Raw genomic sequence first — 25,126 nt, forward strand, 5'->3', positions numbered from 1 at the left:
GGAGCCTCAACAATCGGATGAAAGCCCGGATCCATGTCGCGCTCGGACACCGCCCATCGATCAGTGCTTTCGATCAGTGCTTACCGGGAACAGCGGGGGCGGCCTGGCCGCCCCCGTCACGCTGCGTTGGTCTAGCGGCCTAGCGGTCTAGCCAGGCATCCTTGAAGCCGTCGTTGACCCCGACGCCGGAAGTGACCAGGTTCTTCACGTCGCAGCGGTAGATGGTCGGGAAGCCGAGCTCCATCAGCCAGCCGACTGGAACATCCTCATGGAGGATTTCCTGGGCTTCGTGGTAAAGCGCTTCACGCTCTTCATCGGGGAAGGCGGTGGCGGCCTCGTTGAACAGTTCGTCGACCCGCTCGTTCTCGTAGCCCCCGACGTTGTTCCAGGGCGAGCCCCTCTCGATGTTGTCCGAAAGGTAGGAGCGCGTGATGCCCAGTGCCGGGTCCCCGTACTGATAGAGGAAGGTGAAGGCCATGTCGTAGTCCCACTCCGAGAGGCGCTGGTTCCAGCCGCCCACATCGGTGGACTGGGTGCGTACGTTGACGCCGACTTCGCGAAGGTTCTGCTGCACGGCCTCGGCCCAGCGGGTCCAGGTCTCGCCGTAGGGCAGCGGCAGCAGGCGCACTTCCTCGCCGTCATAGCCCATCTCGTCGAGCAGCTCACGGGCCCGCTCGGGGTTGTGGTCGTAGGGTTCCAGGCCGTCGTGCTGGAAGCGGGCGTTGGAGCCGAACGCCGAGAGAGGCACCTGGCCCAGCTCGTTCCACAGTACGCTGTGGGCGAAGTCGCGATCCATGGCGTACATCACCGCCTGGCGGAAGCGCTTGTCGGCGGTGGGCCCCTCGCGATTGTTCATCCACAGCATGGCGAAGGGGCTGAAGTATTCGTGGCCCTCGTCGGTGATGCAGGTGTTGTCCATGGCGGCCAGGCGCGGAATGTCGAAGTTCTCCACCGTGCCGTTGGGCAGGACGTCGACGGTGCCGTTCTCGTAGGCCACGGCACGGGAGGCGCCATCGGGAATGATGTGCCAGTTGATGCCGTCCAGGTAGGGCAGGTCGTCCTCGTAGTAGTCGTCGTTGCGGACCAGTTGGATGACGGTGCCGCGATCCCAGTTCTCGAACTTGAAGGCACCGGTGCCGATGGGGTGGTTGTTGTGCTCGTTGTCGCGGAACTCGGTGCCCTCATAGAGATGCTTGGGCACCATGGTGAAGGTGCCGGCCTCGAAGGAGAGCAGGAAGGGGCCGAAGGGGGCGGAGAGGGTGAAGACCACCGTATGGTCGTCGGTCGCCTCGATGCTCTCGACGTGCTGCAGGACGGCGCGGGCGCTGGGGTTCAGCTCGCGGTGGAAGACATCGGCGGAGAAGACCACGTCGGCGGAGGTGAACGGCTCGCCGTCGTGCCAGAGTACGCCTTCGCGTAGATGGAATGTCCAGGTCAGGCCATCGTCGCTGACGTCCCAGGATTCGGCCAGTTGCGGCATCGGCTCGAGGTCGGTGCTGTAGCGCAGCAGGCCCTCGTAGATGTTGCCGGCCACCACGCGGGTCGGCGCGTTCTGCACCATGCCCAGCACCAGGCCCGGCGGTTCGGGTTGGATGATGGTGTTGATGGTGCCGCCGGACCGGGGCTCCTCGGCGATGGCGAACGTGGACGTCAAGGCCAAGGCGGCGATGGCGCTGGCCAACGGTGTCTTCATCATCATTATCGCTTTCCTTCTTGTTTTGTCGTTGCTGTCTTGTTGTATCGATACGGAGTGATTGATGACGTTTTCGAGCAATCCTTTTGACCATAGCAGCGGTTCGCCAAACTGTCGACAGTCGACAGATTGCGAGGTTGCGTCATACTCTAGGCTCAATCCCCCTTCAAGAGCCTAGTCAGCATGTCGTCATCCAACGCCATTGGTGATTCCACGGTCATTCAGCAGCGCAACCTGGTGGAGCAGGTGGCGGACTACCTGACCCAGGCGATCATCAGCCAGAAATTTGCGCCAGGTGAACGCCTGTCGGAGGTGCAACTGGCCCGCGACCTGGGCGTCAGTCGCGCCCCCGTACGCGAGGCGGCACGCTTGCTGGAAAGCCGTGGCCTGCTGGTGTCACAGCCCCGTCGCGGTTTCTTCGTCCGCGCGCTGGACGCCGCCGAACTCAACGACATCTTCGACCTGCGGCTGTGCCTGGAGCGACACGCCATGGCGCGCCTGGTGGGTGATTTCGATGCGGACAAGGAGGGCGCGCTGCGCCGCCAGGTCGAGGTGATGTGCGAGGTGGCCGCCGGCGACAACGAGAGCCGCAAGATCGAGGAGGATCTGGTCTTCCATCGCATGGTGATCGCCTTTGCCGGCAACCGACGCCTGCTCAAGGCCTTCGACGACATTACCCACGAACTGCGGCTCTGTATTGCGCTGATCGGCAAGACCCATGCCGATCCCGACAGCATCTCGACCTCCCACTGGCTGCTGCTCGACGCCCTGGCCAGCGGGGAGCCCGGCCGCTGCCGCGAGGCCATCGACTACCACATCGGCGTGGCGCGGGACTATGTCGTCCAGGGAATCGGCGAGACCGTGGCCTAGGGGTTCGGCGTCGGCCTAGTGATTCGGGGCATGGGGTAGCGGCGATCCGCCTTGCCCGCCTTGACCACCTGCCCGGGCGTCTCATGGCCGACCAGGGCGGGTAGGGTGGCCGAGACGGCCAGCAGCGCATCCAGGTCGACGCCGGTATCGACGCCCATCTGCTCGAACATGTGCACCAGGTCCTCGGTGCAGACGTTGCCGGTGGCGCCGGGGGCGTAGGGACAGCCACCCAGACCACCCAGCGAAGCATCGAAGCGGGTGACTCCCGCCTGCCAGGCGGCGAGGGCGTTGGCCAGCCCCATGCCCCGGGTATTGTGAAAGTGCAGAGTGAAGGGCGTGTCCGGCCAGCGCGCCAGCACGTCTTCGCACAGCCTGCCGACCTGCGCCGGATTGGCCATGCCGGTGGTGTCGCAGAGTGTGATGCCGTCGACGCCGATATCGATCAGTTCCCCGACCAGCTCCCGCACGCGTGCAGGCGGCACTTCACCCTCGAAGGGGCAGCCGAAGGCGGTGGAGAGGGAGGCGTTGACGAACACGCCGCTTCCGGCCGTCACTTCGAGAATGGCGGCGAAGCGCTCCAGCGACTGGGCCGGCGTCATGCGAAGATTGGCCAGGCCGTGGGAGTCGCTCGACGACATCACCAGGTTGATCTCATCCACGCCGCAGGAGAGTGCTCGTTCGCAGCCGCGCAGGTTGGGGACCAGTACGGTAATACCTACCGCTTCCCGGCGCCGGATGCCGCGCACGACCTCTTCGGCGTCCCGCAGTTGGGGAATGGCCTTCGGTGAGGTAAACGAAGTCGCCTCGATACGTGCCAGACCCGTGGCCGACAGGGCGTCGATCAGGCGGATCTTGTCTGCCGTGGGGACGAAGGCGGCTTCGATCTGCAGGCCGTCGCGGGGTGCCACCTCGTTGATCTGCAAGCGTGTCATGGGGCTCTCCTGGGATTCTTCAGATGATGCCTGCCTGGCGCAGCTTGGCCCGGGTCTCGTCATCGATACCGAGCTCGTCCAGCACCTCGTCGGTATGCTGTCCGAGCGACGGGCCGCCGTTTCCGAGCCTTCCGGGAGTGGCGCTCAGCCTGGGGAGGACACCGGGCACCTTGAGCGGTTTGCCATTGGGTCGGACGAAGGTCTGGATCATCTCCCGGGCCAGGTAGTGAGGATCCCTGGCGATATCGGCGGCGGTATAGGGGTAGCCGACGGGGACTCGGGCGGCTTCGAGCTTTTCGATGATCTCGTCGCGCGCGCGAGCCTGAGTCCAGGCTTCGATCGCGCCGTCGATGCGTTCGGCCTGCCGGCTGCGTCCGTCGTTATGGGCGAGAGCCGGCTCCTGGGCCAGGTCGTCCCGGCCGATCACCCCCATCAGGCGCTTGAAGATGCTGTCGCCGTTGCCGGCGATGAGCACATAGTCGCCCCCTCGGCAGCGGTAGGCGTTTGACGGGGTGATGCCGGGCAGGGCGCTGCCGCTGGGCTCGCGGATCTCGCCGCTGGCGTCATATTCCGGCAGCAGGCTCTCCATCATGGCGAAGACCGATTCGTAGAGCGCGACGTCGATGACCTGGCCCTGCCCGCTGCGGGCGCGCTCCTGTAGCGCAAGCAGGGTGCCGATAACGGCATAGAGGGCGGAGAGCGAGTCGCCGATGCTGACGCCCACCCGAACCGAGGGCTCGCCGGGGTGGCCGGTGAGGTAGCGCAGCCCGCCCATGGCTTCGCCGATCACGCCGAAGCCGGGCTTGTCCCGGTAGGGGCCGGTCTGGCCATAGCCGGAGACGCGCACCATGATCAATCCCGGGTTGATGGCCGAGAGCGCCTCCCAGCCTAGCCCCCAGCCCTCCAGGGTCCCGGGGCGAAAGTTTTCCACCAGCACGTCGGCTTCGACGGCGAGACGGCGCACCAGGGCCTGGCCTTCCTGGCTGCGCAGGTCCAGCGAGAGCGAGCGCTTGTTGCGTGTCTGGACGTGCCACCAGAGCGAGGTGTCATCCTCTATCATTCGCCATTTGCGAAGTGGATCGCCGGTTCCCGGCGGCTCGATCTTGATCACGTCGGCACCGAACTCGCCGAGCAGCTTGGTGGCAAAGGGGCCGGCTATCAGCTGGCCGAGTTCCAGAACCTTCAAGCCTTCGAGCGGCAGGCGACGGTCTTGCGGGTTCGTCATGGTAAGCACTCCTTGCACAGATGCCCTTCAGGATGCGGGACCTGAAGGGTGGCAACAATTCAGCAAAGGGGAAGTCAGGGTTCGTCCATGGCGAAGACATGGCGTAAGATCCACGGGTTGCCCCGTAACCGGCCCGGAGGATACCAAGCCGTGCGACGCTTTGATTTCATGACGCTCAAGCTCTTCGTGTCGATTGCCGATGAAGGCCGGCTGACCGCAGCGGCGGAGCGGGAGCACATGGCGCTGGCGGCAGTCAGCAAGCGCATCAGCGATCTCGAGTCGCTGGTCGGCACCTCGCTGCTGTATCGCCGGCCTCGAGGCGTGGAGCTGACCCCGGCAGGGCATGCCTTCCTGCATCACGCACGCCGCATTCTTGAGGACATTGAGCGCCTTCAGGCAGAGTTGAGCGAATATGGCGAGGGCGTGAGGGGGCACGTACGTATCCATTCCAACACCTCGGCCATCATTGCCTTTCTGCCCCAGGACCTGAGCGCCTTCTCCCGGCTCTACCCCGAGATCAAGATCGACCTTCAGGAGCGTATCAGCTCGGAGGTGATCGCCGCCGTTCGTGATGGCCTGACCGACGTGGGCATCTTCGCCGGGCATGTTGCCTGCGACACCCTCCAACTGCTGCCCTATCGCAGCGACCGGCTGGTCCTGATGACGCCACGCGATCATCCGCTGGCGGATCGGTCGTCCATCTATCTTCACGAGGCCACCGATCACGATTTCATCGGCCTTCAGCAGGACACTTCCCTGCAGTCCCTGCTGCATGAGCAGGCGGTGCGTGCGGGAAAGACGCTGCGCATGCGCATCCAGGTGCGCAGCTTCGATGCCATCTGCCGCATGATCCATCATGGCATGGGGGTCGGCGTGCTGCCGGAGCGGACCATCTATCGCGAGCTGGGGGATCTGCAGCTGAGCAGCATCCCCCTGAGCGATGACTGGGCCAGGCGTGAGCTGGTGATCGGCGTCCGGCAGTACGATGCCCTGCCGGTTATCGCGCGACACCTGGTGGATCATCTCACGGCCCCGGCCTGAGCCGGCTCAGCTGTCGCGCACGATGGTAAAGGGCGACCACTGCTGGCACAGCGGGGTGACCTCGAGCCGCGTGATGTTGACGTGGGCGGGGAGTTCGGCGACATGCAACGCCTGTTCGGCCACGTCGGACGGCTGGAGCGAACGGGTTCCACTATAATAGTCTTTGACCTTGTCCTGATCGCCCTTCATGCGCACCAGCGTGAATTCGCTCTCGGTCATGCCGGGAGCCAGGTCGGTGACGCGCACCCCGGTACCGCTCAGGTCGCAGCGCAGGTTGTAGCTGAACTGCTCGACGAAGGCCTTCGAGGCGCCGTAGACGTGGCCGCCGGGGTAGGGCGTGTGGCCGGCAATGGAGCCGATGTTGATCACGGTGCCGCCTTCGCCGTGGGCGATCAGCCGGGGTAGAAGCAGCCGGGTCACGCTGACCAGGCCTTTGATATTGGTATCGATCATGGCGTGCCAGTCTTCCAGGCTGGCCTCCTGGGCCGGACCCTTGCCCAGCGCCACGCCGGCGTTGTTGAGCAACAGGCGGATGTTGTCGAAAGGGGGCGGAAGGTCGCTCACCACTTTTACTATCGCCCGATGATCGGTGACGTCCAGTGGGGCGACATGCACCGGCACCGTGTCGCCGAGCGCCTGGCGTAGCGCCTCCAGGCGTGATTCGCGCCGTCCGGTCAGTACCAGCCCCCATCCGGCAGCGGCGAAGCGGTGTGCACAGGCCTGGCCGATTCCCGAGGTCGCGCCGGTGATGAAGGCAATGGAAGTGGCTTCGTGCATGATGAATGCTCCGTATGGCGTAATGGACAATCGAGAGGCTTCCTCACGCCATTGGCAGCCGATGAAGGCCCTTCTGGTATTAGCCTTTGGTCGTGTGTTCAAGGCCTGGAGGCGCTGGCTGTGGCATGGTGTGGCATTGAGCAGCCATCGCGATTGGCGAAGCCTGCCTTCATCAAAGCCGATTTGAGCCAGCCCCGTGGTTGTTTCAAGATCAAACCACGACGATAAGCCCTCAATAACGATAATTGTCAGGAGAGCACGATGCGAAAGTCACTGCTAGGCTCGTTGGTCGCTCTGGGAATGCTCAGTGCCGCCCCCTTTGCCGCCGCCAGCACCATCGAGATTCAGGTCAACAACACCATGAGCGAGGGCGGCTCGGAAAGCGCCGCCGTCGAACGTTTCGCCGAATACCTGGAAGAACAGGCCCCGGGGCGCTTCAACGTTCGCCCGTTCCTGGCCGGCTCCCTGGGCGGCGAGAATTCCGTCCTCGAGCTTCTCAACCTGGGGCAGACCCAGATTTCCATTACCGGCGGCAACTGGCGTCAGCAGTATGCCCCCGAGTATGACGCCATCACCGTTCCCTTCGTGTTCTCGACCTGGGACGAGGTCGACGCCTACATGGAGAGCCCTTCCGGCCAGCGGCTGGTCGAGATTGCCGAGGAGAAGGGCGGCATCAAGTATTTCGGCACCCAGCACCGCGGCCCGCGGCAGATGACCGCCAACAAGGCCATTCACAGCCCCGACGATCTTTCCGGCTTCCGGCTGCGCCTGCCGTCGCTGCCGGTGTGGCTCGAGGTCTGGGAGGAGATCGGTGCCCAGGTGGTCAACGTGCCGGCTCCCGAGATCTATCTCGCCATGCAGACCGGCCAGGTCGACGGTCACGAGAACTCGCTCTCTTCGCCCTATACGCGCCGCCTGTGGGAAGTGCAGGACCATATCATCATGACCAGCCATGTGATGTTCCCGTGGAACTGGGTGGCCAGCAAGCAATGGTGGGAGGGCCTGGATGCCGAGGACCAGGACGTGATCGCCGAGGCCATCCATGTCGCTCGCCAGCACGGCACCGAGGTGGAGCGTGAGCTCGACGAGTACTATCTCGAGCAGCTTCAAGCCAACGGCATGACCATCATCGAACCCGATGTCGAGCCGTTCCGTCAGGCTGGCCTGCCGGCCATCGAGCGCATCCTCTCCGAGATGGCCGAAGGGGTGATGGACGATGCCCTGGGTGGTGCCGGCGACGACTAGGGAATCGCTGAACAAATTGCCGAGCGAGATGAAGCACAAGGCGCCCGGAGCACAGGAACCGGAGCATATGGGGTATATGTGAGGATTCCGAGCACCGCGCAACGCAGCGATTCGCTCGTGTAGGCATTTGTACTGTGTTTCCCTGATCGTTCCCGTCACTGACCGATCCTGCCAGCGGCGCCCTACGGGACGCCGCTGGCGTTTCCTGCCTGGAGGACACCATCTTGACGACATCCCCACCCCCCACCAGCGGTGTCGACCGGCTGGCCTATCACCTGCTCAAGGTCATCACGCGAACCTGCGACGCCCTGGGCGTGTTGCTGTTGGCCGGGGTGCTGGTGTTGATCGTTGCCGCCATCGTGGTGCGTGACATCATCGGGCTCAGCATGCCCTGGACGGAGGAGGTCGCGACCCTGCTGGCCATCTACGCGGTGGGTTTCGGCTCACTCTCCGCCTGGGTGAGAGGTGAGCACCTGCTGGTCGACCTGTTCAGCCATCGGATGGGGGGCCTGGCCCGGCACATCCAGTACCGCCTCGTGGCGCTGCTCTCGGCAGGCTTCTTCGGCCTGGCGGCCTACGGCTCCCTGACCATGTCGCTGGCCAGTGCCCATAACCGTACCGTTTCCCTGGGCATCAGCTTCACCTACCTCTATTACGGCATCTTCATCGGCTTCGCCGGCATGACGCTGCTGGCGACCTGGCAGGCCCTGCGTGGCCCGGTGGAATGGAACGCCGTGGCGAGTTCATCCCAGGAGGCGGACTGATGCAGGAACTGATGATTTTCGTGGGCGGGCTGCTGTTGCTGATGGCCATCGGCCTGCCGGTGGTGGTGGCGATCGGTATCACCTCCTTCATCGCGCTGGGTGTCACTGGCGCCAGTGGCCTGCCGGTGGAGCTGCTCTCGCTGCGCATGGTGCAGACGCTGAACAACTTCACCCTGCTGGCAATTCCGCTGTTCATCCTGGCGGCCAACATCATGAACACCGGCTCGACCACCACTCGTATCTTCGACTTCGCCACGGCGCTGGTCGGCTTTACCAAGGGTGGCCTGGGGCATGCCAATGTGGTGGCCAGCTCGATCTTCGCCACCATGTCCGGGACGGCGGTAGCCGATGCGGCCGGCCTCGGCAGCATCGAGATCAAGGCCATGAAGGAGCGTGGCTACGACCTGGGCTATTCGGCCGGCATCACGGCGGCATCGAGCGTGATCGGCCCCATCCTGCCGCCGAGCATTGCGCTGGTGGTCTACGGCTGGCTGGCCAATGTCAGTATCGGCGCCCTGTTCATGGCGGGCCTGGTGCCCGGGATCCTGATGGCACTGTTGCTGATGAGCATGACGCTGGTGCTGGGTGCCGGCAAGCGGGTGGCCATGCCGCCGGCGACACCCTTCGATGGCAAGGAGGTCATCCGAACCGGCAGGCGGGCCATACTGCCGCTGATGATGCCGGCGATCATCGTCGGCGGCATCTGGACCGGCTTCTTCACGCCCACCGAGGCGGGGGCGGTGGCTTCGCTCTATGCGATCATCCTGGGCACGCTGGTCTATCGTGATCTCAAGCTTGGCGATCTCTATGCCTCCTTCGTTCGTACCCTGATGTTCAGCGCCGCCATTCTGCTGATCATCGCGGTTTCCAGCTTCTACGGCTGGATCCTGGTGCGCATCGGTATCCCCCAGGCGCTGGCCGGGCAGGTGGCGGGCGTCGACATGCCGACGATCATGCTGCTGCTCGCCTTTGCACTGTTCTTCCTGGTGGTGGGCTGCTTCATGTCGGTGATCGAGAGCATTCTCATCTTCACGCCGATCGTCGTGCCAGCGGCGCTGGCCGCCGGCCTGGATCCGATCCACTTCGGCATCGTCATGGTCATCACCCTCTCGGTGGGGGTCATTACGCCGCCGTTCGGCACGGTGCTGTTCCTGATGGTGGGTATCACGCGACTTCGCTACTCCCAGATCGTGATCTCGATCTTGCCGTTCCTGATCCCGATACTTGCGACCATCCTGATCCTGATTGCCCTGCCTGGGCTGGTTACCTGGCTGCCGGGGGTGATGGGCTACTGACCTGCGGGAACGCCGAGCCTAAAACGCCTGTCTGATGTCCGAATACAGCCGGGAGATCGATATGCTTGCCAGCATCACGCGGTTCTTTCAGGAAGCCCTAGCCGAGCCGGAGTCCAGCTCCGATCCTGCGCCGACCCTGGAGCTGGCCGCCGCCGCGCTGCTGTGCGAGGTGATGCGCGCCGACTACCACACCGACCAGGCGCAGCTCGATGCCCTGCGACAGCTGCTGCAGCATCATTTTCACCTGCAGGACGCCGCCGTCGAAGAGCTGATGGAGATGGCCAGGGAAGAGGTCGAGACGTCGGTGGATCACTATCAGTTCGTCAGCCTGGTCAAGCAGCACTACTCCTATGCCCAGCGCCGTGAACTGGTCCGGATGATGTGGGTACTGGCCTACGCGGATGCGGGACATAATGCCCTGGAGGAGCACCGTATCCGCGGGCTGGCCGACCTGCTGCACGTCAGCCACTCCGACTTCATCCGCACCAAGCTCCAGGTTCAGAACGCTGCGGGCCGCTCCTAGGCACTCCCGGGTTGTCCAGTCAATGCGTTGTCCACGCGAACCGGGCCCCTGAGCCCGGCCTTCGATCGATACCTTGATCCGCCTCAGGGCGCGCGGGAAAGCGTCGGCGCCGGGCCGGCGGCGCTGATAGAATGAGCCCTCGCCTTCGGTCGGGAGTCGGGGGCACCGTCTGCGCAAACCTGGAGGAGAGGCATGTCTCGCGAAACCATCGTACTGGGCGCCGGCATGGTCGGTGTTTCCATTGCCTGGCATCTGGCCCGTCGCGGCCGCTCGGTGCTGCTGGTCGACCGCCGCCCGCCGGGACAGGAGACCTCATTCGGCAACGGTGGTCTGATTCAACGCGAGGCCGTCCGCCCCTACCCCTTTCCCCAGGGGGTGGGCAAGCTCCTTTCCGTTCTGCCCAATCGCCGGGTGGATATCCGCTATAACCTCCGAGGCATGCTGGAAGCCGCCGGGCCACTGTTCGGCTATTGGCGCCACTCCATGCCTCGGCGTCATGCGCGCATCATTCCCGAATATGCCTCGCTGATCATGCTGTCGACCCAGGAGCACGAGCCGATGATCGAGGCGGCGGATGCCGGGGACATGATCAGGAAGGACGGCTGGCTCGAGGTCTATCGCAGCCAGGCCGGGCTGGATGCGCGCCGGCAGGAGGCCCTTGAGGCCGAGCGCTTCGGGGTGACCCATGAAGCGCTCGACCGGGCCGGCCTGAACCGGCGAGAACCCCAGCTCGCCGATCGAGCCATCGGCGCGATCCACTGGACGAATTCATGGGGTGTCGAAGATCCGGGCGGCCTGGTGGCGGCCTATGCGCGCAGCTTCGAGCGCGAGGGAGGCCGCTTCGTCCAGGCCGAGATCCAGGATGTCAGCCGGAATGGCCGGGGTTGGCGGGTGGAGACCGACGGGGGCGTGCATGAGGCGCAGGAGGTGGTCATGGCATTGGGCCCCTGGGTCGGCGGCTGGATGAAGCGCCTGGGCTACCGTATGCCGACCTTCGTCAAGCGGGGCTATCACATGCACTACGCCGTCGATGAGGCCCGCCGGCTGCGGTATTGGATCGCCGATGCCGAAGTCGGCTATATCCTGGCGCCGATGCGTGCCGGCATCCGGCTGACCACCGGTGCCGAGCTCAAGCCCCTCGATGCGCCGCCCCACTACGGTCAGCTCGACGCCGCCGAGCGGGAGGCTCGAAGGATCTATCCATCGCTGGGGGATCGCCTGGACCCCGAGCCCTGGAAGGGTGCGCGCCCCTGTCTGTCGGACATGAAGCCGGTCATCGGTCCGGCCCCGCGGCACGAGGGTCTGTGGTTTGCCTTCGGTCATGGCCATCAGGGATTCACGCTGGGGCCGGTCACCGGCCGGGTGTTGGCCGAAATGATGGAGGCTGAGGTGCCGGCGGTGGAGATGTCGCCATTCCGCGCCGATCGCTTCGGCAACTGAAGGTCGCCGCCTCTCAGGTGCCGCCGGAACGGTGGCGGCGCCTTCTCAGCAGGTGATGAACGAACTTGATCACCAGGGTCATGACATAGACAACCCAGCCCGCGGTGGCGAGAACGTTGAACAGCAGCATCTTCTGCTGTCCGCTCAGCGGGGCGATCAGCGATTCGATCAGACCGCCGAGCACCAGGGTAAGGGCCATGGGCAGGGCCAGGATGTGCATCCACATTTCGGTGCGGCGCTTGCGCACGTGATAGCGGCTGAGGTGGACGCGAAAGGGGCGGTGGACGAAGCTGACCAGTATCATCGCACCCAGGGCGAGCAGGGCGGCCAGGGTGGGCTCGATGCTGTCGAGGCGGGCGGAAACACTGATCGACCAGAAGACCAGAATCCACATCAGGCCGGCCAGAATGGCGACGATATCGGCGTAGTGGCGAACCCTGGGCATGGCAACGTCTCTTGCGGTGAAAACGGCGTCGATGATACGGCAATTCCACTCGGCTTGCTGCGGTTTGAGGCCTCACCCCGGAAGATTGTTCAGCCGCCACGGCCGGATGCCATTGGTCATGCCGGCTGCAGCAGCGCTTGGCCATTGGAGCGCCAAGCCAGCGGCGGCTTACGATATACTGTCGCTCGCTATTCCCTGCCGATCACAGCCGACTACAGGATATGCCGTGAACGCAATTACCCTGACCCGCCCCGACGACTGGCACCTCCACCTGCGCGATGGAGAGGCGTTGCAGGCCGTGGTGCCCGCAACTGCCCGGCAGATGGGCCGTGCCATCATCATGCCCAACCTGACGCCCCCGGTGACCACCACGGCCCAGGCGCAGGCCTATCGCGAGCGCATCCTGGCGGCCCGGCCCCAGGGCTCCGGTTTCGAGCCGCTGATGACCCTCTATCTCACCGACGATACGCCGGCGGAGGAGATCGAGCGCGCCCATGCCAGTGGCATGATTCATGCCGTCAAGCTCTATCCGGCCGGAGCGACCACCAACTCGGCTTCCGGTGTGACGGACCTGGCGCATTGCGACGAGGCAATCGAAGCCATGGCGCGGCTGGGCATGCCGCTGCTGGTTCACGGCGAGGTCACCGACAGCGAGATCGATATCTTCGACCGCGAGGCGGTCTTCATCGAGCGGGTCATGAAGCCGCTGCTCGAGCGGCACCCGACGCTCAAGGTGGTCTTCGAGCACATTACCACCGCCGATGCCGCGGCCTTCGTGGCCCAGGCGCCGGCCAACGTGGCGGCCACCATCACCGCCCACCACCTGCTGTTCAATCGCAACCATATGCTGGTGGGGGGAATCCGCCCGCACTACTACTGCCTGCCGATTCTCAAGCGCGAGCGCCATCGCGAAGCGCTGCTGGCGGCGGCGACGTCCGGCAGCAGCAAGTTCTTCCTCGGCACCGACAGTGCCCCCCATGCCCAGGGTGACAAGGAGTCGGCCTGTGGCTGTGCCGGGGCCTACACGGCACCGGCCGCCATCGAGCTGTATGCCATGGCGTTCGAGCAGGCTGGCGCCCTGGACAGGCTGGAAGGGTTTGCCAGTCACCACGGCCCCGATTTCTATGGCCTGCCGCGCAACGCCGACACGGTCACCCTGGTGCGTGAAGCCTGGCAGCTGCCCTCGTCGCTGCCCTATGTCACGGGCCACCGGATCGTGCCGCTCAAGGCGGGTGAGACGTTGGACTGGCATTTGCAGGAGTGATCGATATCGCCTTCCCACGATGACGTAAGCGTCGCCCAGGTAGCGGCGCTGCGTCATTTTTTTTCATGAGTCTCGTCGTCGACATTCTTCCTGCAGGGTATGACTGGGTAGACTATGGTTAGGATTGAGCGCAGGAGGCGCTCTTCCTCACTCTTCGTATCTTTCGTCCACATCGAGATACCAGTCGGTCAAACCGCTGGAGCCAGGAGGTTGTGTCAAGGAAGTGACAAGCCATGAGACGATTGATTGCCAAGCAAGCGCGTAGGTCATTGAGGAGCCTCCGTGACCTGATCTTGCTTTTGACCGTGGCGAGGGGGAGTGTACCGGTCGTTTATTTTGACAGGCAGTTGAACGTCGGTGATGCGATTACGCCCTATCTTGTGCAAAAGCTTACCGGCAGGCCGGTCTACCGGGTTCGCTCCAACGTGGTCGTTCATTTGCTCGCAGTGGGTAGCATCATTCATGAGGTGAGGTGTCGCAGCCTGGTATGGGGTAGCGGCATCCTCGATGCTGAGCGGCTGCCTGGGCGTGACACTCTTGAACGTGCCAGATTTCTGGCCGTGAGAGGTAGGCTGACGCAGCAGTTGCTTGCGGCCAGCGGGGCCGACGTGGCAGCCGCGGCCATCGGGGATCCCGCGGTTGTAATGCCGCTCTTTTATGAACCGAAACGATCGGATCAAGCGTATCGCATCGGTCTGGTGCCCCACTATGTGGACCGGGAAACGCCGCTTGTCCGCTACATGGCAAGCCTGCCCGGTATCAGCCTGATCGATGTGAGGCAGCAGCCCGAGCCGTTCATCGATGACATATGCCAATGTGAATTGGTCGTTTCCTCCTCCCTGCATGGATTGATTCTTGCGGATTCCTACCGAGTCCCCAATCTCTGGGTGCGGTTCTCAGATGGCCTTGTTGGGGGTGAGTTCAAGTTTCATGACTATTACAGCACCACGGACGCACCAGACTCCCGCATTACGCTGATCACGGATCAGGTAGCGGCCGATGAATGCATAGCGGCATTACCAAAGCAGGCCGGGGTGGCAAGGTATCTTGGCGATCCCGAGGATCTGATTGCCGCGTTTCCCTTCAACAGGTTCGAGCGAGGGCATACCCATGCGTGAGCCGACCATCAGCATTGTAATTCCGGCGTACAATGTGGCGCCTTATATCGATGCTGCGTTCGATACACTAGCCAGCCAGACGGTGAGACCGTATCAGGTCATCATCGTTGACGATGGAAGTGTGGACGAGACCTGGGAGCGGATTCGCGCCTACCCTCATCCCTATCGGACGGAGCTGATTTCGACCGAAAACCGGGGGCAGGGTAGGGCCAGGAACCTGGGAATAACCCGAGCCACCGGCACTTACATCTATTTCTTCGATGCCGATGATTTGCTGGAGCCCAATTTCATCGAGAGGATGCAGTCTGTCATAGAAACTCGAAACTATCCGGACATTATCTTCTTTTCGGGCGCTACGTTTTTCGATGAGGGGGCGGAGAGACTGGACGTCGTTGGTAGCTACCAGCGTGGTTTCGACGGCGAATACGTGAGAGCTGTTGACCTCCTTGCGGCGTTTGAGAAGCATGGTGGTGGCACCTGCAGCCCCTGCCTCTATATCAGCAGGCGCACGATATGGTCGGAAAAGTTAAGATTCAAGGAGCACTATCACGAGGATGAAGAGATATTCTATCCATTGATTTTCTCTGCCAGACGTTACGTGGTAACTGACGATGTTTTCTTCCAGCGCAGAATTCGTCATGGTTCAACCATGACCATACCCAAGAACATGAAACACGTGAAGGGCTTGCATCAACTGCTCGAGTCGCTGCTGATGCTGTACCGAAACCCGTCATATCGTGACTGTCGGCATTATATCAGGCGACGGGCGATCTTTTTTACGGGTAAGTACATGAGTATCTGTCGCAAGGCTGGTGTGCGTTATGATCTATCGCTGCTTATGACGATGATGCTGGGCTTCAGGAATCGGTGGATGTTGGTGAAGATCGCCTTCCATGCCTTAAGCAGTTCTCTGCGCGTCATGATCAAGCGTTATATAGGCAAGAGCAGGCTGCTTAGCCACTGAAGTGGGTGCAGCATGCTCTTGCCAGTGTTGCACCCACAAGAGGCAAGAACGGCCCATCCTTGGGTGTCGACACTATTGCTCAGCCGATGGCGGGTTCGGGTTCGACGTGTCGGGCGAGATGCAAGACCATGGCCTCGACCATGCGTGCGGAGTGGGCAGCCGCTTTTTCCAGGAACTCCTCGAAGGAGAGGTGGTTGTCGCCGCCGCCGGCGATATCCGACAGCGAGCGGATGACCACGAAGGGGCAGCCATAGAGGTGGCAGGTCTGGGCGATGGCAGCGGCCTCCATCTCGGCCGCCAGCATGGTGGGAAAGCGCGTGCGCGTCTTCAGGACCAGTTCGGGGCAGGCCATGAAGACATCGCCGGTGGCGATGAGGCCCTCTGCCACGCGCACTTCACCCAGCGCCTCGACGCACTCCCGGGCGACCTTCACCAGGCGCTCGTCGGGCAGGTAGGCCGCGGGCATCATGGGCACCTGGCCATGCTCGTAGCCGAATACCACGGCATCGACGTCGTGATGGCGCACCTCGCTGGATACCACCACATCGCCGATTTCCAGGCCTTCACCGAAGCCTCCCGCCGAGCCGGTGTTGATGATCGCTTCCGGCTTGTAGACATCCAGCAGCAGGGTGGTGCCGATGGCGGCATTCACCTTGCCGATGCCTGACTGCAGAATCACCACATCGACGCCATGCAGCATGCCATGGTGGAAGGTGCAGCCCACGTGAGTGCGGGTGCGGCGACCTTCCAGCAGCGAGGCGAGGTGGTCGACCTCCTGGGCCATGGCGCCGATGATGCCGATGCGTTTCATCTGAGGGGGTGTCTCCCGTGTCACTGAGTCGGAGGGGGCGTGGCCGAAGCCGTCGGGCCGTTATCAGGCCTCGGCTGCGAAGACCTGGGTCCATTCGCCGCGCTTGGCAAGGAAGCCGCGTGCGATCTGCTTGGCGCCTTCCAGGCTGTGGCTCGCTGCCCAGCCGCACTGCATCTCGTTGCAGGCGGGCACCTCGTCGGCTTCAAGCACGTCCTCAAGGGTCTTCTGCAGCAGGTTCAGCACGTCCTCATAGTCGTCGTGATTGATCAGCGCGACATAGAAACCGGTCTGGCAGCCCATGGGGCTGATATCGACGATACGGTCCGAGTGATTGCGCGACAGCTCCGCCATCAGGTGCTCCAGGGAGTGCAGCGAAGGCATCTCCATGTGCTCCTGGTTGGGCTGGCAGATGCGCATGTCGTACTTGTGGATCGTGTCGCCGTTGAGTCCCGTCTTGATATCGGCCAGGCGCACGTAGGGAGCCTTCACCTTGGTGTGGTCCAGGTTGAAGCTTTCGACGTTCATCTTGTCGCTCATGGGCGGCCTCGGGGCTGGGAAAATGGAAAGGGGCGTATTCTACCCGAGGTGCGCGCCCGTGTCAGGCGCAGGCTCGACTCAGACAGACAGCGCCTCATGTTCCATGGCGTCATGCATCTCGGCGGCGAACAGGGTGTTCTCCAGCAGCGAGGCAATGGTCATGGGGCCGACACCGCCGGGCACGGGGGTGATCCAGGAGGCGCGCTCGGCCGCACTGGTGAAGTCGACGTCTCCGACCAGGCGGCCGTCCTCCTCGCGGTTGATGCCCACGTCGATGACGATGGCGCCATCCCGCACCCACTCGCCCTTGACCAGGCCGGGGTTGCCAACCGCCACCACCAGCAGTTCGGCACGCCTGACGTGCTCCTCGAGGTTGCGGGTGAAGCGGTGGCATACCGTCGTGGTGCAGCCGGCCAGCATCAGTTCCAGCGCCATGGGGCGGCCGACGATGTTGGAGGCGCCGACGACGGTGGCATCGAGGCCGCGTACCGTGAGGCCACTGGCCTGCAGCAGGGTCATGACCCCCTTGGGCGTGCAGGGGCGCAGCATCGGCAGCCGCTGGGCGAGGCGGCCAAGGTTGTAGGGGTGGAAGCCGTCGACATCCTTGTGGGGCAGGATGTGCTCGAGTATGGGGCGGGCATCGAGGTGGTCGGGCAGCGGCAGCTGCACGAGGATGCCATCGACCCGCGGGTCGGCATTCAGGTCGTCCACCAGTGCTTCCAGCGCCTGCTGGGATGTCTCGGTCGGCAGGAGATGCAGGAAGGAGAGGATGCCGGCCTGCTCGCAGTCGCGGTGCTTGTTGTTCACGTACACCCGAGAGGCTGGGTCGTCGCCCACCAGTACGACGGCCAGGCCGGGGGTCCGCTTGCCTTCCGCGTGGCGTGTCTCGACCTGGCGAGCAACCTGCTGGCGGACCTGGGCGGCAATGGCCTTGCCATCGATGAGTTGGGCGGTCATCGTTTCTTCCTCTTGCTTGGGGGGTGGGCTGGCCGGCGGCAGCATCAACCTTGAAAGGAGGCTGGCCGGTGCAGGAAGGGGGCTGATTTTCGCATGGCGGGGCCGTCAGGCAAAGCGCAAAAAAGGGCCGGCTTGTCAGGTGGCTATTGACCCCGGAAGATTCTCGCGTAGAATACGCAGCGCTCGATGAGGCCCTGTGGCGGCATCGGGGCCGTGCGAAGACCGGCGGGGTGTAGCGCAGTCTGGTAGCGCGCCTGCTTTGGGAGCAGGATGTCGGGGGTTCGAATCCCTCCACCCCGACCACAACTTCTTGTTTGTGCGAAGGAACTTGTACAATCAGGGTTGCGGTCAGACGCCATGGAACGTAGAATGCGCCCATAGCTCAACCGGATAGAGCAACGGCCTTCTAAGCCGTAGGTTGCAGGTTCGAGTCCTGCTGGGCGTGCCATGCGGCATGTTGTGGCAGCGGCTGTTCCTGATCGTCTGAGGCGGGATCGCCTGAGGCGCCGAGACAGGATTGTCTGAGCAAGATTGCCTGGGTAAGATTGTCCGGGCAAGAAGGGCGCCGAAATCGCGGTGCCAGCAGTTCGAGTTATCGTTATGGTGGATGTAGCTCAGTGGTAGAGCCCCGGATTGTGGTTCCGGCTGTCGTGGGTTCGATCCCCATCATCCACCCCATAACGATGCTCCAGATCTCGAAGTGGCGCTTGCAGTGGTGGATGTAGCTCAGTGGTAGAGCCCCGGATTGTGGTTCCGGCTGTCGTGGGTTCGATCCCCATCATCCACCCCATTGCAACCTGGCCTGATCTTCATTCCGCTCTTTTTCTTTCTGTTTTCGCTCCCTGTTCTTCCTGCAGCTGTTCACGCCCGCGTTCCCTGCGTGCCCGTCTTTCCCGGTATTGCCTCCGGATAGTTTGCTGTTTTCGATGACCTGGTCGCCCAGCGGCTGTGCCGATTGCCTTCGGCCCCTTGTAATCTGCCCCGATGCCCCAATCCTATGGGCATGGCGCTTGCCAGCGCAGGCCGGGATTCTTAGAATCCCTCTTTTGACCTTCCACGCTTTCAATAGAACGCCCCCAGTCGGTAGAGGACTATTCATGCAAGTTTCCGTCGAAACGCCTTCCCAGATCGAGCGCCGTGTCACGTTTCAGGTGCCAGCGGCCGAGGTCGACGAAGCCGTCGAGGCTCGCCTCAAGGACACTGCGAAGAACGTGCGCCTGAACGGCTTCCGCAAGGGGCGTGTGCCCATGTCGGTGGTGCGCCAGCGTTACGGTCGTGACGTGCGCGATGAAGTGGTGGGCGAAGTGATGCGCGAGCGTTACGTCAAGGCCATCTCAGAAGAGAACCTGAATCCCGCCGGTTTTCCCAGCATCGAGCCGAAGGTGAACGAGGCGGGCAAGGATCTGGAGTTCGTGGCCAACCTGGAGGTCTATCCCGAGATCGAGCTGGCCTCCATCGATGGCACCGAGATCGAGCGGCCTGTGGTTGACGTGACCGATGCCGATCTCGAGGAGATGATCGAGACGCTGCGCAAGCAGAACGCTTCCTGGGAGGAGGTCGACCGCGTCGCCGCGGACGGCGACCAGGTGAAGATCGATTTCCAGGGCTTCCTGGGCGATGAGCCCTTCGAAGGCGGTAGCGCCGAGGGCCACGACCTGGTGCTGGGTTCCGGCAACTTCATCCCTGGCTTCGAAGCGCAGCTGGAGGGTGCCAAGGCTGGTGACGAGAAGGAGATCAAGGTCACCTTCCCTGAGGATTACCAGGCTGAGCAGCTGGCCGGCCAGGAAGCCACCTTCAAGGTCAAGGTTCACGCGGTCAAGGGCCAGGCCCTGCCGGAGATCGACGAGGAATTCATCAAGCGCTTCGGCGTGGAAGACGGCGATGTCGAGAAGTTTCGCGCCGAAGTGCGGAAGAACATGGCCCGCGAAGCGAAGCAGGCCGTGGACAATCGCGTCAAGCAGCAGGTGCTCGAGGCGCTGAAGAAGGCGAACGAGGTGCCGGTGCCCCAGGCGCTGGTGCAGCAGGAGACCGATGCGCTCAAGCGTCAGGCGGCCCAGCAGTTCGGCCTGGGTGAGGACTTCGATGTCTCCCAGCTGCCCAACGAGCTCTTCGCCGAGCAGGCCAAGGGGCGCGTCCAGGTCGGCCTGCTGCTGGCTGAAGTGATCAAGTCCAGTGAGCTCGACGCCACCGATGACGAGATCCGTGCCAAGGTCGAGGAGCTGGCCGAGCAGTACCAGGATCCACAGCAGGTCGTCGACTATTACATGAGCAACGACCAGCTCAAGACACAGGTCAAGTCAGCCATTCTCGAAGAGAAGGCCGTCGACCAGCTGCTGGAGCAGGCGACCGTCAAGGACGTCGAGATGAGCTATCAGCAGGCCCTGGCCGCTGCTCAGCAGCAGGCCGAGCAGGATGACGAAGCCGCCAGCGAGGCCGAGGCCGAAGAAGGTCAGGAAGCCAAGAGCTGATACCAACGCCGGCCACCCCTTCCGGGACTGTCGAAACTGGCAGGTACCGGAAGGGGGTATTACGCTTCCATTCATCGGATGCAAGGACATCACACTGATGAGCAACGAGTTCGAGATACAAAACGCCGGCGGCCTGGTGCCGATGGTGGTAGAGCAGAGCGCACGCGGTGAGCGGGCCTACGACATCTACTCTCGCCTGCTGAAGGAGCGTGTGATCTTCCTGGTGGGACCGGTTGAAGATCACATGGCCAACCTGGTGGTGGCACAGATGCTTTTCCTCGAGTCCGAGAATCCGGACAAGGATATCCATCTCTACATCAATTCACCGGGTGGGGCCGTGACCGCCGGCATGGCGATCTACGACACCATGCAGTTCATCAAGCCGGATGTGTCCACGGTCTGTATCGGCCAGGCGGCCAGCATGGGTGCTCTGCTGCTGGCTGGCGGTGCGTCCGGCAAGCGCTACTGCCTGAGCAATTCACGGATGATGATCCACCAGCCGCTGGGCGGGTATCAGGGGCAGGCCTCCGATATCGAGATCCACACCCGTGAGATACTCGGCATCCGGGACAAGCTCAACCGGATTCTGGCGCATCACACTGGTCAGGATTTCGAGACGATTGCTCGAGACACCGATCGCGACAACTTCATGGATGGCAAGCAGGCAGCGGAGTATGGTCTGATCGATGCTGTGCTGGATAAGCGGCCCGCATCCTGATAGCGTGATTCGATACACGCCCATAACACGTGAAAACCGGCGGCTTGAGGCCGCCGAAGTGATAGAGGTACGCGAATGGCCGACGGCAAAGGCAAGGACGAGGGGGGCAAGCTGCTGTACTGCTCGTTCTGTGGCAAGAACCAGAATGAAGTGCGCAAGCTGATTGCAGGCCCGTCCGTGTATATCTGCGACGAGTGTGTCGATCTCTGTAACGACATCATTCGTGAGGAAGTTCTCGATGCCGACGCCGAGAGCGATGAGGAGCGGTTGCCCGTTCCCCGCGATATCCGTCGCACCCTGGACGATTACGTCATCGGTCAGGATCGCGCCAAGACGGTGCTGTCCGTAGCCGTCTACAACCACTACAAGCGACTTCGCGCCGGTATCAAGGGCGATGACGTGGAGTTGGGCAAGTCCAACATCCTGCTCATCGGTCCCACCGGTAGCGGCAAGACGCTGCTGGCGGAAACCATGGCGCGGCTGCTCAATGTGCCGTTCACCATTGCCGACGCCACCACGCTTACCGAGGCGGGCTACGTCGGCGAGGACGTCGAGAACATCATCCAGAAGCTGCTGCAGAAGTGCGACTACGATGTGGAGAAGGCCCAGCGCGGCATCGTCTACATCGACGAGATCGACAAGATCTCGCGCAAGTCGGACAACCCCTCCATCACCCGGGATGTCTCGGGGGAGGGCGTGCAGCAGGCGCTGCTGAAGCTGATCGAGGGTACCACGGCTTCCGTCCCGCCCCAGGGCGGCCGCAAGCATCCTCAGCAGGAGTTCCTGCAGGTCGATACCGGCAATATCCTGTTCATCGTCGGCGGTGCCTTTGCCGGCCTGGACAAGGTGATCCGCGACCGCGCCGAGAAGGGCGGCATCGGTTTCAACGCCACGGTGAAGAGCAAGGACGAGGCCAAGGGTGTTGGCGCCCTGCTTGCTGATGTCGAGCCGGAGGACCTGGTCAAGTTCGGCCTCATTCCCGAGTTCGTCGGGCGTCTGCCGGTTATTGCCACGCTCACCGAGCTGAGCGAGGATGCGCTGATCCAGATCCTGACCGAGCCGAAGAACTCGCTGGTCAAGCAGTATGCGCGTCTGTTCGACATGGAAGGCGTGGAGCTGGAATTCCGCGAGGATGCCCTGCGTGCCGTGGCGATCAAGGCCATGACCCGCAAGACCGGCGCCCGTGGGCTGCGCTCCATCCTCGAGTCGGTACTGCTGGACACCATGTACGAGATTCCTTCCATGGAAGGGGTGACCAAGGTGGTGATAGACGCCACGGTCATTGCTGGCGAGAGCGAGCCGCTGCTGATCTATTCGCAGCAGGACCAGCGGGTCGACGGCACCGACGGCTGATGTGCGGCGGGTAATCCCGGCCGATGCTCATGCCAGTGTAAGGGGTCGCCTGAGCGACCCCTTTGCCTGTCTGTTCCCCGCTCTCTCCCTTGCAATGGGGGCCCTGCGCCCCCATTCCCTTCCGTATCCACCCGATTCGTTTGAGGAACGTCTGCGATGCAGCAGAACGCCGATCAGACCCTGAGTCTGCCCCTCCTTCCACTGCGCGACGTCGTCGTCTACCCGCAGATGGTGATACCGCTGTTCGTGGGACGGGAGAAATCCATCCAGGCACTGGATGCGGCCATGGCGGCCGACAAGCGAGTGCTGCTTGTGGCCCAGCGTGAAGCCGGCCAGGACGACCCCGGCACCGAGGATCTCTTCGGTATCGGCACTGTTGCCGAGATCATGCAGCTTCTCAAGCTGCCCGACGGTACCGTCAAGGTGCTGATCGAGGGTAGCTCCCGTGCCGATCTCCGTGAGGTGCACCATACCGACCAGGGGTACAGCCTGGCCGAGGCGGTGCTGCGTGACAGCGAGCCGCTCTCGGAGCGTGAGCAGGAGGCGCTGGTGCGTGTGCTGCTCAACCAGTTCGAGCAGTACGTCAAGCTCTCCAAGAAGGTGCCCAACGAGGTGCTCAACTCCCTTTCCGGGATCGAGGACCCGAGTCGCCTGGTCGATACCATCTGTGCCCACCTGTCGCTGAAGATCGGCGACAAGCAGCAGCTGCTGGAAATGGACCGGGTCCGTGACCGCATCGAGCACCTGATGGCGCTGATCGAGTCGGAAATCGACCTGCTGCAGGTCGAGAAGCGGATTCGCTCCCGGGTCAAGGACCAGATGGAGAAGTCCCAGCGGGAGTACTATCTCAACGAGCAGATGAAGGCCATCCAGAAGGAGATGGGCGAGCTCGAGAACGTACCCAATGAAGCCGAGAAGTACGAGGCGTCCATCGAAGAGGCGGGCATGCCCAAGGACGCCCGCGAGAAGGCGCTGCAGGAGCTGGGCAAGCTCAAGATGATGTCGCCCAACTCGGCCGAGGCCACGGTGGTGCGCTCCTACCTCGATTGGCTGGTCGCGGTGCCCTGGAAGAAGCGCACCCGGGTCAAGCATGACCTGGTTCATGCCCACAAGGTGCTCGATGAAGACCACTATGGCCTGGATGAGGTCAAGGAGCGCATTCTCGAGTACCTCGCCGTGCAGAAGCGGGTCAAGAAGCTCAAGGGGCCGGTGCTCTGCCTGGTCGGCCCGCCCGGGGTGGGCAAGACCTCGCTGGGCCAGTCGATCGCCCGTGCCACCAACCGCAAGTACGTGCGGTTGGCGCTGGGCGGGGTGCGCGACGAGTCCGAGATTCGTGGCCACCGCCGCACCTACATCGGCTCGCTGCCGGGCAAGATGGTCCAGCGCATGAGCAAGGCCGGGGTCAGGAACCCGCTGTTCCTGCTCGACGAAGTCGACAAGATTGGCATGGACCATCGCGGCGATCCGGCATCCGCCCTGCTCGAGGTGCTGGATCCGGAGCAGAACGACAAGTTCAACGATCACTATCTCGAGCTGGACTACGACCTGTCCGATGTGATGTTCATCTGTACCGCCAACTCCATGAATATTCCCGGTCCCCTGCTGGACCGCATGGAGATCATCCGGCTTCCCGGCTATACAGAGGACGAGAAGCTCGCCATCGCGCGTCGCTATCTCGTTGCCAAGCAGCTCAAGGCCAATGGCTTCAAGGACGACGAGCTGAGCTTCGCCGATGACGCGCTGCTCGAGCTGATACGCTACTATTCCCGCGAGGCCGGCGTGCGCGAGCTGGAACGACAGATTGCCAAGGTCTGCCGCAAGGTGCTGCGTGAGCGCCTGGAGCAGCAGGGCCAGGGCGCGCAGGCGCCGGTGACGCTGAGTGCGGTGGACATCGAGCAGTATGCCGGTGTAAGGCGCTACAGCTACGGCCTGGCCGACAAGGAGGACCAGGTGGGGCGTGTTACCGGCCTGGCCTGGACGTCGGTCGGTGGTGAGCTGCTCAACATCGAGTCGGTGGTGACCCCGGGCAAGGGGCGGATCAACAAGACCGGCTCGCTGGGTGATGTCATGAAGGAGTCGGTGAGTGCCGCTCACACGGTGGTTCGTGCCCGTGCCACAGTGCTTGGCATCGACCCGGACCGTTTCGAGAAGGAGGACCTGCACATCCACGTGCCCGAGGGCGCCACGCCGAAGGATGGCCCCAGCGCGGGCATTGCGATGGTGACGGCGATGGTGTCCGCCTATACGGCGCGACCGGTTCGTTGCGACCTGGCGATGACCGGTGAGGTCAACCTGCGGGGTGAGGTGATGCCGATCGGCGGCTTGAAGGAGAAATTGCTGGCTGCGCGGCGCGGTGGTATAAAGATTGTGCTCATTCCGGAAGAGAACCGACGGGATCTCAAAGAGGTGCCGGATAACATCAAGGATGCTTTGGAAATCCGGCCCGTCCGCTGGATCGATGAGGTGCTTGAGGCGGCTCTGGCTGAAAGGTCTGGCCCCAAGAGTGATGATTCCCGAGCGGATGATTCTGCATCATCCACCTCAATGATCAGCACGCACTAACGATATTTTAGCGTCATGCCGGGAGAAAAACCCTGGTATGGCGCGGTTTGGCGCCGTAAGTTGCTTGACACATCTTTTACTGCATTGCTATAAACTGCTGCCATGCTGTGATCGTGTTGCCAGG

General features: G+C 63.0%; 22 protein-coding genes and 4 tRNA genes. 18 read left to right on the top strand and 8 right to left on the bottom strand.

Annotation, left to right across the window (positions count from 1 at the left end):
• Positions 1 to 139: 139 nt before the first annotated feature.
• Positions 140 to 1,693 (bottom strand): ABC transporter substrate-binding protein, encoded by a 1,554-nt coding sequence (locus LY622_RS02220; RefSeq protein WP_234289667.1) that lies wholly within the window; start codon positions 1,691 to 1,693, stop codon positions 140 to 142.
• Between the two features lie 183 nt (positions 1,694 to 1,876).
• On the opposite strand from LY622_RS02220, the gene LY622_RS02225 reads away from it, so the two are divergent.
• The gene (locus LY622_RS02225; protein ID WP_234289401.1) at positions 1,877 to 2,563 is read left to right on the top strand and encodes a GntR family transcriptional regulator; all 687 of its coding nucleotides are present in this window, start codon (positions 1,877 to 1,879) and stop codon (positions 2,561 to 2,563) included.
• Here LY622_RS02225 and LY622_RS02230 read toward each other — a convergent pair.
• Entirely contained in the window at positions 2,560 to 3,495 is a 936-nt protein-coding gene (locus LY622_RS02230) for a hydroxymethylglutaryl-CoA lyase (protein ID WP_234282568.1), read from the bottom strand. The genes LY622_RS02225 and LY622_RS02230 overlap by 4 nt on opposite strands.
• A 19-nt stretch (positions 3,496 to 3,514) precedes the next feature.
• Entirely contained in the window at positions 3,515 to 4,720 is a 1,206-nt protein-coding gene (locus LY622_RS02235) for a CaiB/BaiF CoA transferase family protein (RefSeq protein WP_234289402.1), read from the bottom strand.
• Positions 4,721 to 4,870: 150 nt separating this feature from the next.
• Here LY622_RS02235 and LY622_RS02240 point away from each other — a divergent pair, with 150 nt between their 5' ends.
• A complete protein-coding gene (locus tag LY622_RS02240) occupies positions 4,871 to 5,761 on the top strand; it encodes a LysR family transcriptional regulator (RefSeq protein WP_234289403.1) in 891 nt (296 codons plus the stop codon).
• Positions 5,762 to 5,767: 6 nt separating this feature from the next.
• On the opposite strand, the gene LY622_RS02245 is transcribed toward LY622_RS02240, so the two are convergent.
• Positions 5,768 to 6,538: an SDR family NAD(P)-dependent oxidoreductase gene (locus tag LY622_RS02245; RefSeq protein ID WP_234289404.1), complete on the bottom strand. Its 771-nt coding sequence runs from the start codon at positions 6,536 to 6,538 to the stop codon at positions 5,768 to 5,770.
• 261 nt (positions 6,539 to 6,799) lie between these two features.
• On the opposite strand from LY622_RS02245, the gene LY622_RS02250 reads away from it, so the two are divergent.
• The 5 genes from LY622_RS02250 (at position 6,800) to LY622_RS02270 (ending at position 11,805) form a co-directional block, all read left to right on the top strand.
• Positions 6,800 to 7,783, top strand: a complete 984-nt coding sequence (locus LY622_RS02250) for a TRAP transporter substrate-binding protein (RefSeq protein ID WP_234289405.1) — start codon at positions 6,800 to 6,802, stop codon at positions 7,781 to 7,783.
• A 224-nt stretch (positions 7,784 to 8,007) separates the two neighbouring features.
• Positions 8,008 to 8,547: a TRAP transporter small permease gene (locus LY622_RS02255; protein ID WP_255761853.1), complete on the top strand. Its 540-nt coding sequence runs from the start codon at positions 8,008 to 8,010 to the stop codon at positions 8,545 to 8,547.
• Entirely contained in the window at positions 8,547 to 9,842 is a 1,296-nt protein-coding gene (locus LY622_RS02260; RefSeq protein ID WP_234289406.1) for a TRAP transporter large permease, read from the top strand. The genes LY622_RS02255 and LY622_RS02260 overlap by 1 nt, the downstream gene beginning before the upstream one ends.
• A gap of 61 nt (positions 9,843 to 9,903) precedes the next feature.
• A complete protein-coding gene (locus tag LY622_RS02265; RefSeq protein WP_234289407.1) occupies positions 9,904 to 10,365 on the top strand; it encodes a tellurite resistance TerB family protein in 462 nt (153 codons plus the stop codon).
• Positions 10,366 to 10,557: 192 nt separating this feature from the next.
• Complete coding sequence (locus tag LY622_RS02270) at positions 10,558 to 11,805, top strand: NAD(P)/FAD-dependent oxidoreductase (protein WP_234289408.1); 1,248 nt, start codon at positions 10,558 to 10,560, stop codon at positions 11,803 to 11,805.
• 13 nt (positions 11,806 to 11,818) lie between these two features.
• On the opposite strand, the gene LY622_RS02275 is transcribed toward LY622_RS02270, so the two are convergent.
• Complete coding sequence (locus LY622_RS02275) at positions 11,819 to 12,250, bottom strand: hypothetical protein (protein WP_234289409.1); 432 nt, start codon at positions 12,248 to 12,250, stop codon at positions 11,819 to 11,821.
• Positions 12,251 to 12,476: 226 nt separating this feature from the next.
• Between LY622_RS02275 and pyrC the strand changes: the two genes are divergently transcribed.
• The 3 genes from pyrC (at position 12,477) to LY622_RS02290 (ending at position 15,596) form a co-directional block, all read left to right on the top strand.
• Positions 12,477 to 13,514, top strand: coding sequence for a dihydroorotase (gene pyrC / locus LY622_RS02280; RefSeq protein WP_234289410.1), 1,038 nt, complete (start codon positions 12,477 to 12,479; stop codon positions 13,512 to 13,514).
• Positions 13,515 to 13,747: 233 nt separating this feature from the next.
• Complete coding sequence (locus LY622_RS02285; RefSeq protein ID WP_234289411.1) at positions 13,748 to 14,632, top strand: polysaccharide pyruvyl transferase family protein; 885 nt, start codon at positions 13,748 to 13,750, stop codon at positions 14,630 to 14,632.
• Positions 14,625 to 15,596: a glycosyltransferase family 2 protein gene (locus tag LY622_RS02290; RefSeq protein WP_234289412.1), complete on the top strand. Its 972-nt coding sequence runs from the start codon at positions 14,625 to 14,627 to the stop codon at positions 15,594 to 15,596. The genes LY622_RS02285 and LY622_RS02290 overlap by 8 nt, the downstream gene beginning before the upstream one ends.
• A gap of 79 nt (positions 15,597 to 15,675) precedes the next feature.
• Here LY622_RS02290 and mtnN read toward each other — a convergent pair whose 3' ends face one another.
• The 3 genes from mtnN to folD all read right to left on the bottom strand — a co-directional run bounded on the left by mtnN (position 15,676) and on the right by folD (position 17,901).
• Positions 15,676 to 16,407 (bottom strand): 5'-methylthioadenosine/S-adenosylhomocysteine nucleosidase, encoded by a 732-nt coding sequence (gene mtnN, locus LY622_RS02295; protein ID WP_234289413.1) that lies wholly within the window; start codon positions 16,405 to 16,407, stop codon positions 15,676 to 15,678.
• A 63-nt stretch (positions 16,408 to 16,470) separates the two neighbouring features.
• Positions 16,471 to 16,944, bottom strand: coding sequence for an S-ribosylhomocysteine lyase (locus LY622_RS02300; protein WP_234282585.1), 474 nt, complete (start codon positions 16,942 to 16,944; stop codon positions 16,471 to 16,473).
• A gap of 78 nt (positions 16,945 to 17,022) precedes the next feature.
• Positions 17,023 to 17,901, bottom strand: a complete 879-nt coding sequence (folD, locus tag LY622_RS02305; protein WP_234289414.1) for a bifunctional methylenetetrahydrofolate dehydrogenase/methenyltetrahydrofolate cyclohydrolase FolD — start codon at positions 17,899 to 17,901, stop codon at positions 17,023 to 17,025.
• 226 nt (positions 17,902 to 18,127) lie between these two features.
• On the opposite strand from folD, the gene LY622_RS02310 reads away from it, so the two are divergent.
• The 8 genes from LY622_RS02310 to lon all read left to right on the top strand — a co-directional run bounded on the left by LY622_RS02310 (position 18,128) and on the right by lon (position 25,002).
• Positions 18,128 to 18,204 (top strand) — tRNA-Pro (locus LY622_RS02310).
• Positions 18,205 to 18,272: 68 nt separating this feature from the next.
• Positions 18,273 to 18,349: transfer RNA gene (locus LY622_RS02315), tRNA-Arg, on the top strand.
• 155 nt (positions 18,350 to 18,504) lie between these two features.
• Positions 18,505 to 18,579 (top strand) — tRNA-His (locus LY622_RS02320).
• Between the two features lie 37 nt (positions 18,580 to 18,616).
• Positions 18,617 to 18,691: transfer RNA gene (locus tag LY622_RS02325), tRNA-His, on the top strand.
• A 307-nt stretch (positions 18,692 to 18,998) separates the two neighbouring features.
• The gene (tig, locus tag LY622_RS02330; RefSeq protein WP_234289415.1) at positions 18,999 to 20,369 is read left to right on the top strand and encodes a trigger factor; all 1,371 of its coding nucleotides are present in this window, start codon (positions 18,999 to 19,001) and stop codon (positions 20,367 to 20,369) included.
• A gap of 97 nt (positions 20,370 to 20,466) precedes the next feature.
• The gene (gene clpP, locus LY622_RS02335; RefSeq protein ID WP_234289416.1) at positions 20,467 to 21,087 is read left to right on the top strand and encodes an ATP-dependent Clp endopeptidase proteolytic subunit ClpP; all 621 of its coding nucleotides are present in this window, start codon (positions 20,467 to 20,469) and stop codon (positions 21,085 to 21,087) included.
• A gap of 75 nt (positions 21,088 to 21,162) precedes the next feature.
• Positions 21,163 to 22,440, top strand: a complete 1,278-nt coding sequence (gene clpX, locus LY622_RS02340) for an ATP-dependent Clp protease ATP-binding subunit ClpX (RefSeq protein ID WP_234282594.1) — start codon at positions 21,163 to 21,165, stop codon at positions 22,438 to 22,440.
• A 156-nt stretch (positions 22,441 to 22,596) separates the two neighbouring features.
• Entirely contained in the window at positions 22,597 to 25,002 is a 2,406-nt protein-coding gene (gene lon, locus LY622_RS02345) for an endopeptidase La (RefSeq protein WP_234289417.1), read from the top strand.
• Positions 25,003 to 25,126 lie beyond the last annotated feature (124 nt).

Source organism: Halomonas alkalisoli (genome assembly GCF_021412585.1).
Taxonomy (GTDB): Bacteria; Pseudomonadota; Gammaproteobacteria; order Pseudomonadales; family Halomonadaceae; genus Halomonas; species Halomonas alkalisoli.

Coding starts and splice junctions, on each gene's coding strand:
- LY622_RS02220 (WP_234289667.1), bottom strand. CDS start 1,693: ATGAAGACACCGTTGGCCAGCGCCATCGCCGCCTTGGCCTTGACGTCC.
- LY622_RS02225 (WP_234289401.1), top strand. CDS start 1,877: ATGTCGTCATCCAACGCCATTGGTGATTCCACGGTCATTCAGCAGCGC.
- LY622_RS02230 (WP_234282568.1), bottom strand. CDS start 3,495: ATGACACGCTTGCAGATCAACGAGGTGGCACCCCGCGACGGCCTGCAG.
- LY622_RS02235 (WP_234289402.1), bottom strand. CDS start 4,720: ATGACGAACCCGCAAGACCGTCGCCTGCCGCTCGAAGGCTTGAAGGTT.
- LY622_RS02245 (WP_234289404.1), bottom strand. CDS start 6,538: ATGCACGAAGCCACTTCCATTGCCTTCATCACCGGCGCGACCTCGGGA.
- LY622_RS02250 (WP_234289405.1), top strand. CDS start 6,800: ATGCGAAAGTCACTGCTAGGCTCGTTGGTCGCTCTGGGAATGCTCAGT.
- LY622_RS02260 (WP_234289406.1), top strand. CDS start 8,547: ATGCAGGAACTGATGATTTTCGTGGGCGGGCTGCTGTTGCTGATGGCC.
- LY622_RS02265 (WP_234289407.1), top strand. CDS start 9,904: ATGCTTGCCAGCATCACGCGGTTCTTTCAGGAAGCCCTAGCCGAGCCG.
- LY622_RS02270 (WP_234289408.1), top strand. CDS start 10,558: ATGTCTCGCGAAACCATCGTACTGGGCGCCGGCATGGTCGGTGTTTCC.
- LY622_RS02275 (WP_234289409.1), bottom strand. CDS start 12,250: ATGCCCAGGGTTCGCCACTACGCCGATATCGTCGCCATTCTGGCCGGC.
- LY622_RS02285 (WP_234289411.1), top strand. CDS start 13,748: ATGAGACGATTGATTGCCAAGCAAGCGCGTAGGTCATTGAGGAGCCTC.
- LY622_RS02290 (WP_234289412.1), top strand. CDS start 14,625: ATGCGTGAGCCGACCATCAGCATTGTAATTCCGGCGTACAATGTGGCG.
- mtnN (WP_234289413.1), bottom strand. CDS start 16,407: ATGAAACGCATCGGCATCATCGGCGCCATGGCCCAGGAGGTCGACCAC.
- LY622_RS02300 (WP_234282585.1), bottom strand. CDS start 16,944: ATGAGCGACAAGATGAACGTCGAAAGCTTCAACCTGGACCACACCAAG.
- folD (WP_234289414.1), bottom strand. CDS start 17,901: ATGACCGCCCAACTCATCGATGGCAAGGCCATTGCCGCCCAGGTCCGC.
- tig (WP_234289415.1), top strand. CDS start 18,999: ATGCAAGTTTCCGTCGAAACGCCTTCCCAGATCGAGCGCCGTGTCACG.
- clpP (WP_234289416.1), top strand. CDS start 20,467: ATGAGCAACGAGTTCGAGATACAAAACGCCGGCGGCCTGGTGCCGATG.
- clpX (WP_234282594.1), top strand. CDS start 21,163: ATGGCCGACGGCAAAGGCAAGGACGAGGGGGGCAAGCTGCTGTACTGC.
- lon (WP_234289417.1), top strand. CDS start 22,597: ATGCAGCAGAACGCCGATCAGACCCTGAGTCTGCCCCTCCTTCCACTG.